The sequence below is a fragment of the Sphingobacterium zeae genome (genome assembly GCF_030818895.1).
GTDB lineage: Bacteria > Bacteroidota > Bacteroidia > Sphingobacteriales > Sphingobacteriaceae > Sphingobacterium > Sphingobacterium zeae.
The window spans coordinates 376,417-394,532 of sequence record NZ_JAUTBA010000001.1; the positions used below are offsets into that span (position 1 = coordinate 376,417).

Genomic DNA, 18,116 nt, shown 5'->3' on the forward strand with positions numbered 1-18,116 from the left:
CTAAGACAGGTCTTTTTTTATTCTTTCTTCTTAAAAGCATTCCATCCTTGTGCTGTAATCGGATAAAGATTTCCAGATTTAGAAATCATCTCACAACCTTCAGATCTGGGGGTCATATAACCAATAATACTGATATCCGGCAGATTCTTAATTTTATCGTGATCTGCTTGAGCAATTGTAAACAATAATTCGTAGTCTTCACCGCCATTCAACGCCGCTACAGTCGGATCAATTCCAAATTCCCGTCCAGTATCGTAAGTCATCTGATCCAGCGGAATTTTTTCTTCGTATAGCCGACATCCTTTGTCCGATTGTCGGCAGATATGAAGAATCTCAGAGGCAAGCCCATCGGAAACATCCATCATAGCTGTAGGCTTAATTCCCAGATCAGCAAATAAAGCTACAATATCTTTACGGGCTTCGGGTTTTAATTGCCGCTCAACGATGTAATCTTTCCCTTCCAGATCAGGTTGTACATTTGGATTTTCTAGATAAATATCTTTCTCACGTTCAAGCAGCTGTAAGCCCATGTAAGCCGCCCCCAAATCGCCAGAGACACATAATAAATCTCCTTCCTGAGCACCGTTACGATAAACGATTTGATCTGCATCAGCGTAACCTATACTCGTGACAGAAATTACTAATCCTTGTGCTGAAGCAGACGTGTCTCCTCCAATTAAATCCACATTATATTTCTTGCACGCAATTAAAGCTCCCTGATAAATCTCCTCTACGGCTTCCAATGGAAATTTAGAGGACAAACCTATTGAAAAGGTGATCTGAGACGCTATTCCATTCATTGCGTAAATATCGCTCAAATTGACCTGAACAGCTTTGTAACCTAGATGCTTTAAAGGAACATAACGAAGATCAAAATGAATTCCCTCCAAAAGTAAGTCAGTGGATATCAATGTTTTCTTACCCTCAAAATCCAAAACAGCGGCGTCATCACCTATACCTTTGATGGTAGACTTCTCTGTTAATTCTACAGCTTTGCTTATATAATCAATCAGTCCGAACTCCCCCATTTCTTCCAAGTTGGTTCGTTCGGTATTGTCAAAATCAAACATGTTAAAAAGTTTAAAAGTTTATTATAAATAATGCAAACAATCATCTCAACGATTGATCATACTGACATTACAAAAACAGTTGTCGCAATAAAATCCAACAGTTTCCCACACGTGTTGAGTCGTAGTACTCTTTTCTGTTATGGAAAAAATAAAAGCTCATGCTCGCTATCGAAAATCACTCCTTTTTTTCTATTGCTAATAACAATTGTGCTAATCGTTATAGTCCCAAGCTCGCCGATATTTCCAGCATGCGTTCAATCGGACGCTGGGCACGTAGAATAACATCTTCAGGAAGAAGAATTTCAGGCGATTCAAACTTAAGGCAATTGTAGAGCTTCTCAAGCGTATTCAGCTTCATGTGTGGACAATCATTACATGCACAAGCATTGTTGGGTGGCGCTGGTATAAAAGTCTTATGAGGACTCGCTTTCTGCATCTGATGGAGAATGCCTGATTCTGTAGCAACGATATAGGAATGAGCCGCATCATTTTGAGTAAATTTCAGCATTCCAGCTGTAGATCCGACATAATCTGCGTTCGCTAGAATATGATCTTCACACTCGGGATGGGCAATAAATTTCGCATCCGGATATTCGGCTCTCAAACGTTCAATTTTTTCCTGGGAAAAAATCTCATGCACCATACAAGCGCCGTTCCAAAGGACTAGATCCCGGCCAGTTTTCTTTTTAACGTATGTCCCTAGATTACGATCGGGACCAAAGATTATTTTTTGGTCCTCAGGTAAGCTCTCCACAATTTGAACAGCATTACTTGATGTACATACAATATCTGAAAGCGCTTTCAATTCAGCGGTACAGTTCACATAAGTGATGACCAGATGATCTGGATATTGTTCTTTAAACTTCGCAAAAAGATGTGGTGGACACGAATCCGACAACGAACAACCAGCTTTGGCATCAGGTAAAATAACCTTTTTTGTAGGCGAAAGTATCTTGGCTGTTTCCGCCATGAAATGCACGCCAGCAAAAACAATTAAATCCGCATCCGTCTTGGCTGCCTCTTGTGATAGTCCTAGGCTATCTCCAATATAATCGGCTATATCCTGAATTTCAGACTCTTGATAATAATGAGCCAATATTACAGCATTTTTTTCTTTCTTCAATCGTTGGATTTCTTCAACCAAATCCAATGAAGGATCGATCGGAGCATCGATATAACCTTTGGCTTGAAGCTCATAATTTACAATTTCCATGCGGGTAGTTTCAACTTTTGTGAATGACAAAAATAAGCATTGTTGCATATATAAAAGTCAATTAAAAGCAAATTAATCTAATGATCGCAATTTACCTTTCACATCTGCATGAAATAGTATCTAGCATTCGGATATTAATCGTTGATAATGAAAATATCAATTATTCTTTCGGCTACAACTGATTTGTATTAATTATCCGGGTTACTGGATGGTACCAATTCCGAAATCTGATCCGATAATCGCTCCCAGTTATGATCTGCATGAGCAAACAAGGAAGAAAACCGAATAGTTCTTCCACTATAAAGCTTTTATATTTAAAAATAATAGTTAAATTATTATCTCTAAAAAATAATAAACAAATATCATTTCAAAATAAACCCTTCTAGAATCGAATATAAAGCATGTAATTAAGACATATATCCTTTATCAAAAGCTCAGCGGGTTTATTGTAAACAATTTCTATGTTAGAAAATCAGTTTCGCTAATATTCCTCTTTCGGAGCCTAAGGAACGTTCTTCGCCACATTACAAAACAATGAAAAATATGCCACAAAACGAAGCTTTATTTATTAACATTTAATACGACTCGCGGATTTAAAGTCATTATAAAACTGATTTATGGTCTAGGACTTGATCAATAAATTTTTATTGAATTCTCAGGGGGTTAAATCAGCCAATACGCTATGTATTTGAAACGGTGAAAAGAAAGAATACTGAATATGTGTAGCAAAATGGAGAATAAAGCGCTTGACAATCGTCTGTAGCTCTATTTTTCATTCTAACTCTCATTTACCGCAAGCTGCCTATTAAGCGCTGCAGATTTATTATTGCTTTGTAATTCGAACTAATTCCAGATAATATTAAACACAGCGCTAACAACTGTTGAACTGCAAATACACATTCAACTAGTTGCATACTATACAATCAAAATTTACGCAATAAAGTAAGGGCGCTAGAAGAGCATATTTTGAAAAAAAACTCACGTTGTGGTAAATAGTATAATCTTATAAGGACAAATCAATTGCGACCAAGTAGGAACTGGATCTAGGAAATGTATATTTATAATAAACTCGATAAGAATTGAATATTTCTATATATATAAAACGAATTCAATTATAAACTAATCTCAAAGCCTATTTCTCAAAAATAATAGCTTATTATCGCATTCTACCCAAAATCGATCATGTTTCTTTTCTAAACAGACGCTACGAGAATCGAATATTAACGCTATAATCCAATAAATGGGTATTTACTCAATTGTAAAGAGGTTTAATATAAAAAATGAACTAAATTAATCCAAAATCTGTAGATCAATGTCTGGCACTCGAATTATAAAATCATGCTGAAAGGCGCAGCTTGTTATTTCTAAAACTGTTAGACGTAAATATAAAATCGCTATTAAAAGGAATTAAATATTGTAGCGCACCAATTACTTACCAAAATCTATAAATAAACCAGCTTTTAAAATAATAACCCAGAAAATAATATAAAGTTAAATACATAAATTTTAGGATTAAAATAAATATCAATTCGATAAAAATTTTAAAAATTATAAAATACACTTAATCGCTTAGGATTGAATAGGGGATAAAATTATCATTTAATATTAATCTATTCGATCTGTAAAGCGTTTATTTAGAAAATAAACCTCTTTAGAATTCTTTATAATAAAACTTCTAAATCATCATTCAGAATACTCAAATCTCACAAGTCAACATCCACTAATTCCAAATACAAATTGACGTTGGGCAACAAATATAACAAGATTGTTTGTACTACAATAAATTATTCGAACAAATTATTTTATCTAAAAATCTCAATCCCTTTAATTATCTACTTCAGCGTTTAAAATCAAATTTTCAAATAAAGTCGTCTACAATCTTACAGAAAGTATTTGAATCTGATTATAATTGAATACTCAATTGTAAAAGCGTTTATATTAGAATTTGACGACTATAGATTTGAATATAAAATCTACATCGTAGAAAACAGTTAAATATCTTAACTAAAAAGTGCTTAAAGCTCAAAAATTTCTATCAATACTCCTCAAATCTATCAATCTGGAAGAATTTCAATGATTTGATTGCTTGAAAAATCAATGCCAAAAAATCCAATAGCTCAGAATGAGTTATTAAATTTCCATTTTTATAAAAATAGAAATAGACAAATCTAAAGCACACTAAAATTAGTTTTCTAAAACATAAAGTCAACAGATAAACTATTTGGAACAAATCCAGACACTTTACAATCCAATAAAATGCACTATTTTCTTTAAAATAGCGAATATTGAAACCTCACAGCATCTAAGCTAAATTTACAAATAGCATTTTTAACAATTTGAGCCCCTTAGAATTGCATAAAATCCATAATAAAAATTAAAAACTTAAAATATCTAATTATATAAGCTTTCGATTGCAAATATTGAAACAGATTTTGAAATTAAGCCTCTTAAAATTCCATTAAAACCATATCAAAAAAAAATTAAATAAATATTGCTTTCTAAAACCACTTTAAAAAGCGAATAGAATGAATAAAAACTAAACAAACTCGATCAGATTCGAATATTTCAATGGGATCTTTTACAATTTCCAAATATCGAAACGTAGAAGCGTCTGATTGAACTTTACAAAACTAAACAAAGATTTTCGAACGTATTCCACAATCTTTTTTTTCAATAAATACTAATTATTTTAAATAGAAGATCTCTTATTGTTTATTATGGTGTGGAAAAGTGGTATAAATAGCTTTGCTTTCATTTTGATTTTAGGTTTTTACAGAGTTTTCAACAATTTTTCAACAGTATTTTTATATTAATCAGCTGATTTTTAAAATGCTAATTTTATTCATTTTTTATTTTCCATATTTTTTTGTTGAATAGTTTGTGTTTAAAAATTGTGGAAATCTCAAGAGTTTTATGCGGAAAAGTTTCAAAAATTTAGGTGGAAAGTAGGGGACTTGGAAATTGTTAAATACTTTTCATTTTTATTTAACCTTTTATTTACACGTTTTCCACATTTTTTGTTAATTTGAATCGTCACTTTTGGGGATAGTTTGTGAATTTAAAATATATGGCAGATAGAAAGGTCGATTTTTTGGTCATTGGATCAGGTATAGCGGGATTAAGCTTCGCATTAAAAGCTTCTAAATTCGGTAAAGTGTTGATAGTCACGAAGTCTAATGAGGATGAGTCAAATACAAAATATGCGCAAGGGGGGGTAGCTGCTGTTGTGGATAAGTCCGATAGCTTTGAAAAGCATATTGTTGATACTCAGATAGCTGGGGATGGATTATGTGATGTTGAAATTGTGGAAAACGTCGTTCGCGAGGCTCCTGATCGTATTGCAGAGCTGATTTCCTACGGAACATCGTTTGATAAGGAAGAATCTGGACTTTATGACTTAGCAAAGGAGGGGGGGCATTCGGCGCATCGCATATTACATTACAAGGATATCACCGGTTACGAAATAGAACGGGCACTATTAGAGCAGGCACATGTCGATCCAAATATTGAAATTGTAACACATTACTTTGCCATTGATTTAATCACACAACACCATTTGGGTGAATATGTAGATAAGAATAAAACGGATATCACGTGTTATGGTATCTATGCTTTCAACACATTTTCTCATCACGTAGATAAAATTTTGAGTAAGGTTACGGTAATGGCTTCCGGTGGAGCTGGGCATGTATATTCAAGCACAACTAATCCGACCATTGCCACTGGCGATGGTATTGCGATGGTGTATAGAGCCAAAGGGAAGGTGCGTAATATGGAGTTTATGCAATTTCATCCCACGTCACTATATAACCCTAAGGACTCACCTGCGTTTCTCGTATCCGAAGCAGTGAGAGGATTTGGAGGTATTTTAAGAAGAGTTAATGGAGAGTCTTTTATGGAGGACTATGATGAGCGAGCTTCGTTGGCTCCGAGAGATATCGTGGCTAGAGCTATTGATGCGGAGATGAAGAAATCTGGTATTGATTATGTATATCTCGATATCACGCATAGGGATAAGGACGATATTATCAAACACTTTCCGAATATATATGAGAAATGTCTTTCTATTGGACTTGACATGTCCAAAGACTTTATACCGGTGACACCTGCAGCGCATTATCTTTGCGGTGGAATTTATGTGGATGATTTTGGGCGTAGCAGTATTCTCAATCTTTATGCCTGCGGAGAGTGTTCTTCTACAGGCTTGCATGGCGCAAATAGACTGGCTTCCAACTCGCTGCTTGAAGCACTTGTATTTGCCCATCGTATATTCTTAGATGCGACGCAATTGGTTGAAACAATCAGTCATATAAGTGATGTTCCCGAATGGGATGATTCTGAGACCTCGCGTTCTAATGAAGATATTTTGGTGACTCACAATTTGCGGGAATGCCAAAAGATCATGAGCGATTATGTTGGTATCGTCCGTTCTGATTTTAGGCTTGAAAGAGCGCTTAAGCGGCTCCATCTATTATATGAGGAGACTGAGGAGTTCTACCGGAATACAAGGCTTTCGGTAAAACTTTGCGAATTGCGAAATGTGATTCAAGTCGCTTACATTGTGACGAAATCGGCAATGTTGCGAAAGGAAAGTCGAGGATTGCATTATACAACTGACCATCCGCAGCACTCGCAAATACTAAAGGATACAATTTTTTAAACGTTATGGCGCTTATTTTACCCGTTTTGGATAAGTCACCGAAAATTGCTGAAGAGTGCTTCTTAGCACCTAATTCGACGATCGTAGGTGACGTTGAGATTGGACACCATTGTTCGGTCTGGTTTAATGCTGTTGTACGTGGTGATGTCAATTATATTCGAATAGGAAACTATACAAATATTCAAGATGGAGCTGTTTTACATTGCACTTATAAGAAATGTGGTACTTCAATTGGCAGTTATGTAAGCATAGGACACCAAGCTATGGTACATGGTTGCGTTGTTGAAGATCACGTACTTATTGGTATGGGCGCTATTGTAATGGATAATGCTGTAATCGAATCGAATGTAATTATTGCTGCTGGGGCTGTCGTTTTAGAAAATACGCGCTGTGAGTCAGGATTCCTATATGCCGGTGTGCCAGCAAAAAAAATAAAAGCGCTAACTGAAGAACAGAGGGATCTGTTACTACAGTTACCGCATAATTATGTTCTATACAGTTCTTGGTTTTAGCTTAAACGACTTTGCAATATATAAAAGGCTGTTTTTAGTGGCCTCGATTATTCTTTCTTTAGGCCACTTAATGAAAAACTGTCTTTTTGCTCCCAGTTTGCTCGTATCGTGAATACTTTGTTTAAGTATACAACGGGCTCCGGAAAAGTCTTTTTTTCTACATCTCCGGTATCCCATATACCGTTATCATTATCGTCTCGGATTACACGCAAACTGTATTTACCGCCTGGATATTGTTTATACACTACTGCTGGGTTATCTGTGCTTATTTTGTCTAAGCGATAGACTTTGTCTTTTTTCTCATTGATCAATTCGACTAAGTATGTTGTATTGCTATCGAGGTCCGTGAAATCAAAGGTAAGATCCCCATAGTTTTCACTATCATCATAAGTAAGATCCAGTTTTTTTTCTTTGTTTTGTTCTCCAAAATAGCCCGTAATAGCGCCTTCTGCAAATTCAATTTGGTATTTTTTATCCTTCCTCCAATTATATCGAATGTGGTAGATGTTTGAATTCGCTGTATCCACAGCCAGCTGATAATTGGTCCGCACCAACGAATCTTCCTTGAATTTTAATTTTGTCTTGTCTATATTTTTTATTGGTGTGAAAGCGGACACTTGAAGGTGAGTGATGCGATCGACCCTCCCGTTATTTGGTGTAAAAATAGGGTCTATTGTTTGTTCTATTTTTACGTTTCCTTTTCTAACCAGGATGGTATCCAGTGGCTTCTCATTTTCCGTTAAGACCAATTTTAAAGAGTCTATTTTTAAATTTGGAATAAACAGGGTCGCAGAATCAGAGGTTTTTGCAAAGCGTATGATTTTATCTTTATTATTTACTTCATCATCAAGAATATTTAAGTTGGGTTTTTCTACTCTTCTATTAAAAATAAGGAGTACACTTCCATTTTTTTCAAATTTTTTTTCTAACGTTCTAAACTTCTTTGGAGTGGCCTTGAATATTTCAAGATTAATGTTGCTCAGATCCCGCTCTAGTACGATAGAATCTTTTAAGAAACCTATTTCTTCGTCGGCACCGTTATAGATTCTGTCATTATTTTTTTCCTGGAGTGCGTAAATGCGGTATGTTCCCTCCCTTAGATTATTTAGTTTGTAATTGCCTGCAGTATCTGTTGTCGTAAATATATTTGCCTTCTTTTTACCAAAAATAGAATCTTGGCTAATGGGAATCAATAAGACTTTAACTTCTTTCTGTACCTCTTTAGTTATTGCACTTTTTACATTACCAGATATGCTGAGCGAGTCAATTTTGTCTCCGGTAGCAAACACGTAAGCATAATTGACCAATGCATTTCCTGCATTATAATCGACAAGTCCTTTACCAAAGTAGATGCTATATGTGGTATTCTTTTCAAGAGAATCTGGAAGGGTGATTTCAAGATTTTTTTTCTTGACTTTAAATTCCGGATTGCTCCCCATATCGGGCGTCACACTAAATTCTTTTTGTTGATTGGCGAGTTTAATGTATTCATCAAAAGTGATGACTATTTTTTTTTCTGTAAAATTCTTCGAGAAATTCGGCGGATTTTCCAATAAAATCTTAGGCGGAATAGAATCTTTTGGCCCTCCAGTTGGTTGCTGTATACTCGCACACTGTATTGATAAGGCAATAAGCATGATAAACAAGCTTAAAATAAGTAATCTTGGCGTAAAGCTATTTTTTAGCCTTTCTGAGCTACTTTTATTTTCTTTTGAAGAAGTTGTCATAAAAAATAGAATATTGTCTTAAATCGCTTATTTTAAGCTTATATATGTATTTATATTAAAACTCTGTAAATCAGTTATTTAACTCATGTGAACCATCAATACGCTGATATCCGAAGGTGAAACGCCCGAGATTCGTGAAGCTTGACCCAATGTACGTGGTTTAACCTTCGATAATTTTTGCCTTGCTTCGATGGACAGTGAATTTAACAAACTATAATCGAAGTCCGGATTTATTTCTCTATCTTCCATCTTTTTCATGCGATTTACAATCTCTATTTCTTTTTCGAAATAGCTTTCATATTTAAGATTGATCTCTGCTTGTTCTATGGTATCGTTATCGAATTGTGCTACAAATTGCGCAAAACTTTCATCCCCTTTGATGATATCTTGAATACTAACCTGAGGTCTTGCCAATACATTACTTAATCTGGTTTTTTGAGCAAGTGCACTTGAACCTACATCAGCCAGTACGGTATTCATCTTTTCAAGATTAGTGGAATTTTGTTTTAAGTAGGCGATTATATTTGTAGAGTTATCTATTTTATCCTGTACTTTCTTTATTCTTTCTTCACCTACCAGTCCCAATTTATGCGCTAATGGAGTAAGACGAATATCCGCGTTATCCTGGCGGAGTAACAATCGATGTTCTGCTCTTGATGTAAACATCCGGTAAGGTTCTTCTGTTCCCTTTGTTACGAGGTCATCAACCAATACACCTATATATGATTCGGATCTTTTTAAGATAAGTTCTTTATCATCATTGATACGTTGATGTGCGTTAATACCCGCTAGGAAACCTTGAGCAGCCGCCTCTTCATATCCTGTTGTACCATTGATTTGGCCGGCAAAGAATAGATGTTTTACCAATTGCGTTTCGAGTGTAAGATCCAATTGCATGGGCGGAAAATAGTCATATTCTATGGCGTACCCTGGGCGGTACATCTTAGCATTTTCAAAGCCCGGGATGAATTGCAGTGCTTTTAGTTGAACATCTTCTGGTAGTGATGTGGAAAATCCATTTACATAAATCTCTACTGTTTTGAAACCTTCAGGTTCCACAAATATCTGGTGGCGGTCACGTTCTGCAAAACGGTTAATTTTGTCTTCTATCGAAGGACAATAGCGAGGTCCCAAACCTTTAATACGTCCCGTAAACATGGGTGATTTCTCGAAACCGGTCCGTAGCATTTCGTGTACTTTATCATTGGTATAGGTGATCCAACAGCAACGTTGTTCTGTGGGTATATCTACATCTGTATAAGAAAATCTACCTCTTTTTTCGTCACCCCATTGTTCTTCCATCAGCGCATAGGTGAGACTTCTGCCATCTATCCTTGGTGGAGTTCCGGTCTTCATTCTACCTGATTCGAAGCCGAGTGAAACAAGCTGTTCGGTCAAACCTGTGGCAGCCTTCTCTCCTGTTCTACCGCCACCAAATTTCTTATCACCAATATGGATAACGCCATTTAAAAATGTCCCGTTGGTTAATACCACAGCATCGGATTCTATTTCAATTCCCATTGAAGTGATGACGCCACATGCTCTACCATTTTTTACGATGACCTCTTTGACGGTATCTTGCCACATATCTAAATTTGGTAGAGACTCTAATTGTAACCTCCATTCTTCTGCAAATCGCATCCGGTCATTTTGCGTACGTGGGCTCCACATAGCTGGTCCTTTAGATAGATTGAGCATGCGGAACTGAATTGTTGATTTATCCGCAATGATACCTGTGTATCCACCCATCGCATCAATCTCTCGTACAATTTGACCTTTCGCAACTCCACCTATAGCGGGATTACAGCTCATTTGGGCTATTACTCCCATATTCATTGTGATGAGTAATGTTGACGAGCCTAAGTTCGCAGCAGCGGCTGCAGCTTCACAGCCAGCATGACCTGCACCAACTACTATTACATTATATTTTTTAAACATTTTCCTATTCTTGTTCCACGTGAAACGTGGTGTGTTATTTGTTTACAAATTTAAGCTTTCTCTTCGTTCCACGTGAAACGCTTTATGAAATTTTACATAAAATCAGCAAGATATAACCACCTCTCTGATTTCTCATCTATCTTCTTTTGGATGGATTGAATTTCTTCCGCAAGGGACGATAGTTTTAAGTGATCTGTTACTTGATTCAGTTCTTCCGTTTTTAACTTTATACATTGCTCCAACATTTCGATTTCCTCTTCCAGCTTAGTATACTCCAATTGCTCTTTGTAAGAGAGTTTTTTCTTCTCCTCTTTTACAACTGGCTTTGTGTGTTCTTGGATACTTTTTTTCTGCTTTTCTTTTTCTAACTTTTGGATCTCGTCTTGCTCGAGTTTAAAGTCAGCGTAATTTCCGTTATAGATTTGTACATTCCCTTTTCCTTCGAAAATAAAAAGTTGATCTGTTAACTTATCTAATAGATATCTATCGTGGGATACCAAGATAAGGACTCCCGTATAGTTGTCAAGAAAATCTTCCAGTACGTTTAAGGTGTCGATATCTAAATCGTTTGAAGGCTCATCCAGTATAAGAAAATTCGGGTTCTTCATTAATACCCGCATAAGCTGAAGACGTTTTCTTTCTCCTCCACTCAGCTTATTAACAAAACCAAATTGTTTTTCAGGAGGAAATAAGAAATGGGTCAATAACTGGGAAGCCGTGATTACTTCTCCGTTTGCCATCTCAATGTAGTCCGCTACATTCTTCACAACATCTAATACACGATCGTTTTCATTCACTTCCAATCCGCCTTGTTTGTAGTAACCGTATACAGTTGTTTCTCCGATAGCGATTATTCCTGTCTCAGGTTTTTCTTCTCCCGTGATTAAGTTTAGAAAAGTAGATTTACCAGTTCCGTTTTTTCCAGCTAGACCTATACGATCGCCCTTTTTGAATGTATATGAAAAATCCTGTATGATTACTTTTGCCCCATACCGTTTCGAAACTTTATCCAGTTCTAATATTTTTGATCCCTGTCTGCTTACTTTTACACTGAGTTGTATGGAATCATTTCCCTTTATTGCTTTCGATTTTTCTTCTAATTCATAGTATGCATCGATACGCGATTTGGATTTGGTACCGCGCGCTTGTGGCTGGCGTCGCATCCATTCCAATTCGCGGCGAAGAAGATTTCTGCTTTTCTCTACCATCACCGAATCGATCGCTTCTCTTTCAGATTTTTTCTCTAAAAAATAAGAATAGTTTCCTTTATAATTATAAAGGTTTCCCCTATCTAGCTCGCGAATCTCCGTACAGATGTTGTCTAAAAAGTAACGATCGTGGGTTACCAAGAGAACGGTTTTATTTCCTGTTGTCAATAGCTTTTCCAGCCATTCAATGGTCTCTATATCCAAATGGTTGGTAGGCTCATCCAATATATAAACATCAGGTTCGTCTATCAGAAGTTTGGCTAGTGCCAGGCGTTTTCGTTGACCTCCTGAAAGACTTTTAATATCCTGATGAAAATCCATAATGTTTAAACGATTGAGAATCGTCTTTATATTATGTTCATATTCCCAGGCATTCAACGAGCTTATTCTTTCCGTCAAATCTTCCAGTTTATTTTGGTCGATGTCAATATCCGAAAGAAGTTCTTCGTATTCGCGGATAAGACGCTGCTGGTCGTTGTCTGCACTATAGATAAAATCATTAATAGATTTTAGTCCTGTGAAATCAGGATCCTGTTCTAGGAAACCAATTTTTATGCCTTTTTCTTTTACAACTTTTCCTAAAGTTGGTAGGATCCGTTCTGCTAAAATGGAAAGTAATGTTGATTTACCCGTTCCGTTTATCCCGACCAAGGCTACTCGATCTCCTTTTTGGAGGCCGAAATGCAAATCTTTAAAAAGCCATCGATCGTGGAACGAATGGCTTACTTGTTCTGTAGCTAAAATACTCACGTTATATCACCCTAAATTATATTCAGTCAATTTACACAGCAAGATACTTCCAGGAGATTTCTGCTCTTGGTAGTTTGCATTGTGTTGATAATCAGTATTTTAATATAATTCTGATTGTCAGTAATTTATATATTAAATCAATAATCTTTTTGATTGCTGATTAATTTAATCTATTGGGTGGCGTTCTGCACCAGGTTTAGCTCATACCATTCAATGAATGACTAACTCAAGTGGTGTCTTTATAACCAATAATTTGGAACGCTCGCAAAAATAAAGAAATAGTTTCTTATTCGATGCTAAAAAAGCTTCGTTGTATTATTAATCGGCAATAATGATACTGCCTTGATAAAATTAGTTCAACGCGTAATCTGCGATAAGATTGAAACGAGGGATTTCAACTTGAAAGCTGTTGTTGTCTAGAGTTCGGATCATATTATAATATCCTTCCATAAATCCGAATTCACTATTGAGATTGCAACCTGAAGTATATTGATGGGTCTGTCCAGGCTCAATAATGGGTTGTTCGCCCACTACACCATCTCCCGATACTTCTCTATAATCTCCTTTCGCATCAAAAATTCTCCAATAGCGGCTTATCAATTGAACCGTGTAATCGCTGAGATTTTCTATGCTGATATGATAAGCAAACATAAAATGCTCACGGTCCGGATTCGAATACTCCGATTGATAGATAGTTTCAACCGAAATTTTTACGCCTTCTGTAATTTGTGTGATCATTTGGATGATGTTTATTGTTGTACTAAATATGTATGCTAAAATACTAATAATGAGTTTAAAATTCGAAATTATAATCACTTTAATAGGTTAAATAATGCTAAGTTTAAAATTAGTATAGTCAAATGGAGCTTAATTAGTACGTTTGTATTATGGCAAATGGCATATTATATTTAATTCCTGTTCCATTGAGTGATGATGCAGCTTTCCAGTCGTTTACTCCTTATTTGGTGGAAACGATAAATTCATTGGACGAATATATTGTGGAAAATGAAAAGACAGCACGTAAATTTCTAAAACTTGCGGGTTTAAAGATTCCGCAGAGCGAACTCAAAATTCATGATTATGGAAAGCATGCGCGGGATAAAGGAAATATTAATGATTTTTTTGAAGGTCTCACCCATGGTAAGAATGTCGGTCTGATGTCGGAAGCAGGATGCCCTGGTGTGGCTGATCCTGGTGCTTCAATTGTTGCGCGTGCGCATCAACTGGGAATTAAAGTTGTTCCGCTTGTTGGCCCCAGTTCTATTTTACTGGCTCTGATGGCTTCGGGTTTCAGTGGTCAGAAATTTACATTTCATGGTTATCTGCCGATTGATAAAATAGAACGGGCCAGAGAAATTAAAAGTCTCGAGATGCAGTCGGGGCGTGAAAAACAAACGCAGATTTTTATTGAAACTCCCTTTAGGAATAATCAGCTTTTGGCAGATCTGCTGAAAACCTGTAAGCCTTCCACCTTACTTTGTGTAGCATCCAATGTGACAGCTCCAGATGAATCCATTCAAAGTTTCACCATTGCTGAATGGCGAAAACGAAAGGATGATTTTCATAAGAGGCCTACTATATTTTTATTATATGTTTGATAGTTCTCCCCTACCCTACTTATTTAATACTATATAATACGCTCTTTAAATTCGCTAGAAAACGACGTTAGGCTATTTTTACAAGTTGAGTGAGTGCTTACATTTTATCTTTTATCCATCAATTTTATTCGAGAATAGCAAGAATATATTGATTCGCTGTAAAACAAAGATAAATTGATATAAATTTACTAAAAAATATAACGATATGAATTACTGTAGATTATTGTATTTAATATTTTGTTTTTCATTATGTGTTTTAGGTAAAAGTCTTTATGCACAGTCTTCTACCTATGTGATAGTTCATGGCGCATGGGGCGGTGCCTGGCAGTTTAAAAATACGGCCAGCGAATTAGAGAAAAAAGGAAACAAAATTTATTGCCCCACACTAACTGGTTTGGGGGAACGTTATCATTTGTCAGATACTGCTATTGGATTGCAGACGCATGTGAATGATGTTGTGAATACAATTTTGTTTGAGGATCTTCATGATATCATACTGGTTGGACATAGTTATGGTGGTATGATTATAACGGCTGTAGCAGACAGCCTTCCGGATCGAATCAAAAAAATGATTTATTTGGATGCTATACTTCCTGCAGATCAGGAATCAGTGATAAATTTGATGGGGAAACCGGGTAAAGATAATGGACTCTTGAAATTTGAAAAGGATGGCTATATTCTTCCTTTTTGGGTAAAGGATGATACCAAATTTCCGAGAGACGTCCCCCACCCTTTAAAAACACTTAAAGATAAGATTCATTTGATAAATCCGAAACGAAATAAAATTCCAACGAGCTACATCTTAACGTATGAAGATGGCACAGCATTCGAGAATGATGATTTTTATCCTTTTTATAAAAAAGCAAAAAATCTTGGTTTTAAAACGATCGAATTTGTTGGTGATCATAATCCACAAATAAAAAAGCTGAAAGAATTAGTAGATTTGTTAGAACGTGAAAATAAATAAGCAATAGAAATTTCAATGACGCAAGAGGAACTAATAAAAGAATTAAGTAAGCCGGAGGTAATTTATACAGCCATGGCTATCGTCGCTATACGTATTATGGTATGGCTGCTGTTTGCAAATACGATCCGGAAAACGTTAAAATTAGTCGCCAGTGAAAATCGATTAATGACCCCTAATCAATCCTGGTTGGTCGCAATCCCTTTGGTGAATATTTATTGGAATTTTCAGGTCGCTGCACGTTTGCGTGATTCGTTGATCAATGAATTCTATGACCGAAAAATTGCCGTTGAGGAGAATCCTACCTTTAGAAAGGGATCATTATATGCCTGGATTTATTTGGCGACAAATATTCCGTTGCCATTATCTATTTCAGGCGTGTTAATTGTCATGCATTTTGTGACATTAGCTAATTATTGGTTTGAAATTAATGCCAACAAAAGAATTTTAGAAGAACATAATAAATTTAGAGAAAAGGAGGTAATTGTAGACCATGAGAATTAAAGACGTCATTGACTATTTGGAGCGGCTTGCTCCTTTAGATTTACAAGAATCTTATGATAATGCTGGACTTATTGTGGGAGATGCAAATAAAGAGGTTACAAAAGTGCTCATTTCATTGGACTGTACGGAGGCTGTCGTGCAAGAAGCTATTGATAAAGGCTGTAATTTAGTTATTTCACACCATCCTATTGTATTTAAAGGACTGAAGAAATTCAATGGAAAAAATTATGTGGAGCGTACGGTTATTAAGGCGATCGAACATAAAATAGCATTGTATGCCATTCATACAAACCTGGATAATGTTACTGGCGGCGTGAATACAAAGATTGCGACTACGCTAGGTTTGGAGAATCAGGCGATTTTGGAATCTAAAACAAATGTTTTACGGAAAATGGTTGTTTTTGTTCCCAGAAGTCACGTTGAAGATGTTCGCCAGGCCTTATTCGATGCGGGAGCCGGAAAAGTCGGAAAGTATTACGATCAATGTAGCTTTAATACGGCAGGTTACGGTAGTTTTAGACCATTGGCTGGTGCGGACCCTGCCATTGGAGAAGTTGGCGTTCAAGATCGTGTTGAAGAAACCCGGATTGAAGTGATTTATCTGAAAAGCATCGAGAGAAAGTTGCTTTTGGCGCTTTATGACGCCCATCCCTATGAGGAAGTAGCCTACGATCTGATTGATATTGCGAATAATGCCAGTGAAATTGGGGCTGGAATGATCGGAAATTTACCAGAACCAATGGATGAAATGGATTTTTTAGCTTACCTTAAAGAAAAACTTGGACTTCATGTTATTCGTCATACAGCGCTATTGGGTAAAAAGGTTGGACGAGTAGCTGTGTGTGGTGGCTCAGGTGGATTTTTACTTGGGGCTGCCAAACGCTCGGGGGCTGATTTTTTTGTGACGGCCGATTACAAATATCATGAATTCTTTGATGCAGAAGGTGAAATCGTCATTGCTGATACAGGACATTTTGAGAGCGAACAATTTACGCAAGAATTATTGTACGACATTATTACGAAAAAATTTCCTAACTTTGCAACCTTAACAACAGAAATAGATACAAACCCTATAAAATACTACAGTTGATGGAACAAACCGTAGAACAAAAATTGAAAGCATTATGGCTTTTGCAAGCCATTCATACTAAAATAGATAAAATTCGCCAAGTTCGTGGCGAATTACCTATGGAAGTTGCAGATCTTGAAGATGAGATTGCGGGTTTAGAAACTCGTATTGAGAAGATCAGAATAGACTTAGACGATTTAGAAGATTCGATCGTCAAGCGTAAAAACATGATTAAGGATGCCCAAGCTGCTATCAAAAAATATGAGTCGCAGTTAAATGAGGTAAAGAATAATCGCGAATATGACGCTATTTCAAAAGAAATTGAAATTCAAGGTCTTGAGATCCAGGTTTGTGAAAAGAGAATTAAAGAAGCAGAATTCGAGATTCGCAACAAGACGGAAAACTACGATACTACTGTAGGTAATCTTGAGTATAGCAAAAACGAGCTTGAGGGAAAAAAGAAAGAATTGGAAACAATTACTTCTGAAACTCAAAAGGAAGAAGATGGATTATTGGCTAAAGCTACTGAAGCTGAGGCTAATATAGAGGACCGGTTGAACAAAGTATACTACCGTCTTCGTAATTCATTCAAAAATGGACTTGCTGTGGTTTCAATTGACCGCGATAGCTGTTCAGGATGCCACAATAAAATTCCTGCTCAAATGCAGTCGGAAATCCGCCAGCGCAAAAAAATTATTATTTGCGAACATTGTGGACGTGTTTTGGTCGATGAAGGTATTGTATTGGAAATCGAACAAGAGTACGGTTTTTAATTGTTCATAAAGAAAAGCCCTGCTATTTTTAGCAGGGCTTTTTTTTTAATCATTTTTTTATGCAACTTTGTTGATATACTAACTAGGTCCATTGTGCAAAATCGTAGTTTTGTATGTGGTAAATTTTAAC

Annotated in this window: 13 protein-coding genes; 7 read left to right on the plus strand and 6 right to left on the minus strand. The window is 36.2% G+C overall.

Going from position 1 to position 18,116, the window contains the following annotated elements:
* Positions 1-17: 17 nt before the first annotated feature.
* Positions 18-1,070: a thiamine-phosphate kinase gene (gene thiL, locus QE382_RS01630; RefSeq protein WP_307184412.1), complete on the minus strand. Its 1,053-nt coding sequence runs from the start codon at positions 1,068-1,070 to the stop codon at positions 18-20.
* A gap of 217 nt (positions 1,071-1,287) precedes the next feature.
* Entirely contained in the window at positions 1,288-2,283 is a 996-nt protein-coding gene (gene nadA, locus QE382_RS01635) for a quinolinate synthase NadA (protein ID WP_307184413.1), read from the minus strand.
* A gap of 3,067 nt (positions 2,284-5,350) precedes the next feature.
* Between nadA and nadB the strand changes: the two genes are divergently transcribed.
* Together nadB and QE382_RS01645 are read left to right on the plus strand one after the other, a co-directional pair.
* Positions 5,351-6,943 (plus strand): L-aspartate oxidase, encoded by a 1,593-nt coding sequence (gene nadB, locus QE382_RS01640; protein ID WP_307184414.1) that lies wholly within the window; start codon positions 5,351-5,353, stop codon positions 6,941-6,943.
* Positions 6,944-6,948: 5 nt separating this feature from the next.
* Positions 6,949-7,455, plus strand: a complete 507-nt coding sequence (locus tag QE382_RS01645; RefSeq protein ID WP_307184415.1) for a gamma carbonic anhydrase family protein — start codon at positions 6,949-6,951, stop codon at positions 7,453-7,455.
* A 47-nt stretch (positions 7,456-7,502) separates the two neighbouring features.
* On the opposite strand, the gene QE382_RS01650 is transcribed toward QE382_RS01645, so the two are convergent.
* The 4 genes from QE382_RS01650 to apaG all read right to left on the minus strand — a co-directional run bounded on the left by QE382_RS01650 (position 7,503) and on the right by apaG (position 13,816).
* Positions 7,503-9,182, minus strand: a complete 1,680-nt coding sequence (locus QE382_RS01650) for an Ig-like domain-containing protein (protein ID WP_209576958.1) — start codon at positions 9,180-9,182, stop codon at positions 7,503-7,505.
* Between the two features lie 78 nt (positions 9,183-9,260).
* Complete coding sequence (gene mnmG, locus QE382_RS01655) at positions 9,261-11,120, minus strand: tRNA uridine-5-carboxymethylaminomethyl(34) synthesis enzyme MnmG (protein ID WP_307184416.1); 1,860 nt, start codon at positions 11,118-11,120, stop codon at positions 9,261-9,263.
* Between the two features lie 92 nt (positions 11,121-11,212).
* Positions 11,213-13,078, minus strand: a complete 1,866-nt coding sequence (locus QE382_RS01660) for an ABC-F family ATP-binding cassette domain-containing protein (protein ID WP_307184417.1) — start codon at positions 13,076-13,078, stop codon at positions 11,213-11,215.
* A 351-nt stretch (positions 13,079-13,429) separates the two neighbouring features.
* The gene (apaG, locus tag QE382_RS01665) at positions 13,430-13,816 is read right to left on the minus strand and encodes a Co2+/Mg2+ efflux facilitator ApaG/CorD (protein WP_307184418.1); all 387 of its coding nucleotides are present in this window, start codon (positions 13,814-13,816) and stop codon (positions 13,430-13,432) included.
* 149 nt (positions 13,817-13,965) lie between these two features.
* On the opposite strand from apaG, the gene QE382_RS01670 reads away from it, so the two are divergent.
* The 5 genes from QE382_RS01670 to QE382_RS01690 all read left to right on the plus strand — a co-directional run bounded on the left by QE382_RS01670 (position 13,966) and on the right by QE382_RS01690 (position 17,986).
* Entirely contained in the window at positions 13,966-14,676 is a 711-nt protein-coding gene (locus QE382_RS01670; RefSeq protein WP_307184419.1) for an SAM-dependent methyltransferase, read from the plus strand.
* A 205-nt stretch (positions 14,677-14,881) separates the two neighbouring features.
* On the plus strand, positions 14,882-15,643 hold the full coding sequence (locus tag QE382_RS01675; RefSeq protein WP_307184420.1) for an alpha/beta fold hydrolase: 762 nt from the start codon (positions 14,882-14,884) through the stop codon (positions 15,641-15,643).
* Between the two features lie 15 nt (positions 15,644-15,658).
* Positions 15,659-16,144 carry a hypothetical protein gene (locus QE382_RS01680; protein ID WP_307184421.1) on the plus strand — a complete coding sequence of 162 codons (486 nt, stop codon included), beginning with the start codon at positions 15,659-15,661 and terminating at the stop codon, positions 16,142-16,144.
* Positions 16,134-17,234 carry a Nif3-like dinuclear metal center hexameric protein gene (locus QE382_RS01685; RefSeq protein ID WP_307184422.1) on the plus strand — a complete coding sequence of 367 codons (1,101 nt, stop codon included), beginning with the start codon at positions 16,134-16,136 and terminating at the stop codon, positions 17,232-17,234. The genes QE382_RS01680 and QE382_RS01685 overlap by 11 nt, the downstream gene beginning before the upstream one ends.
* Positions 17,234-17,986 carry a zinc ribbon domain-containing protein gene (locus QE382_RS01690; RefSeq protein ID WP_293955868.1) on the plus strand — a complete coding sequence of 251 codons (753 nt, stop codon included), beginning with the start codon at positions 17,234-17,236 and terminating at the stop codon, positions 17,984-17,986. Before QE382_RS01685 ends, QE382_RS01690 begins: the two co-directional genes overlap by 1 nt.
* Positions 17,987-18,116 lie beyond the last annotated feature (130 nt).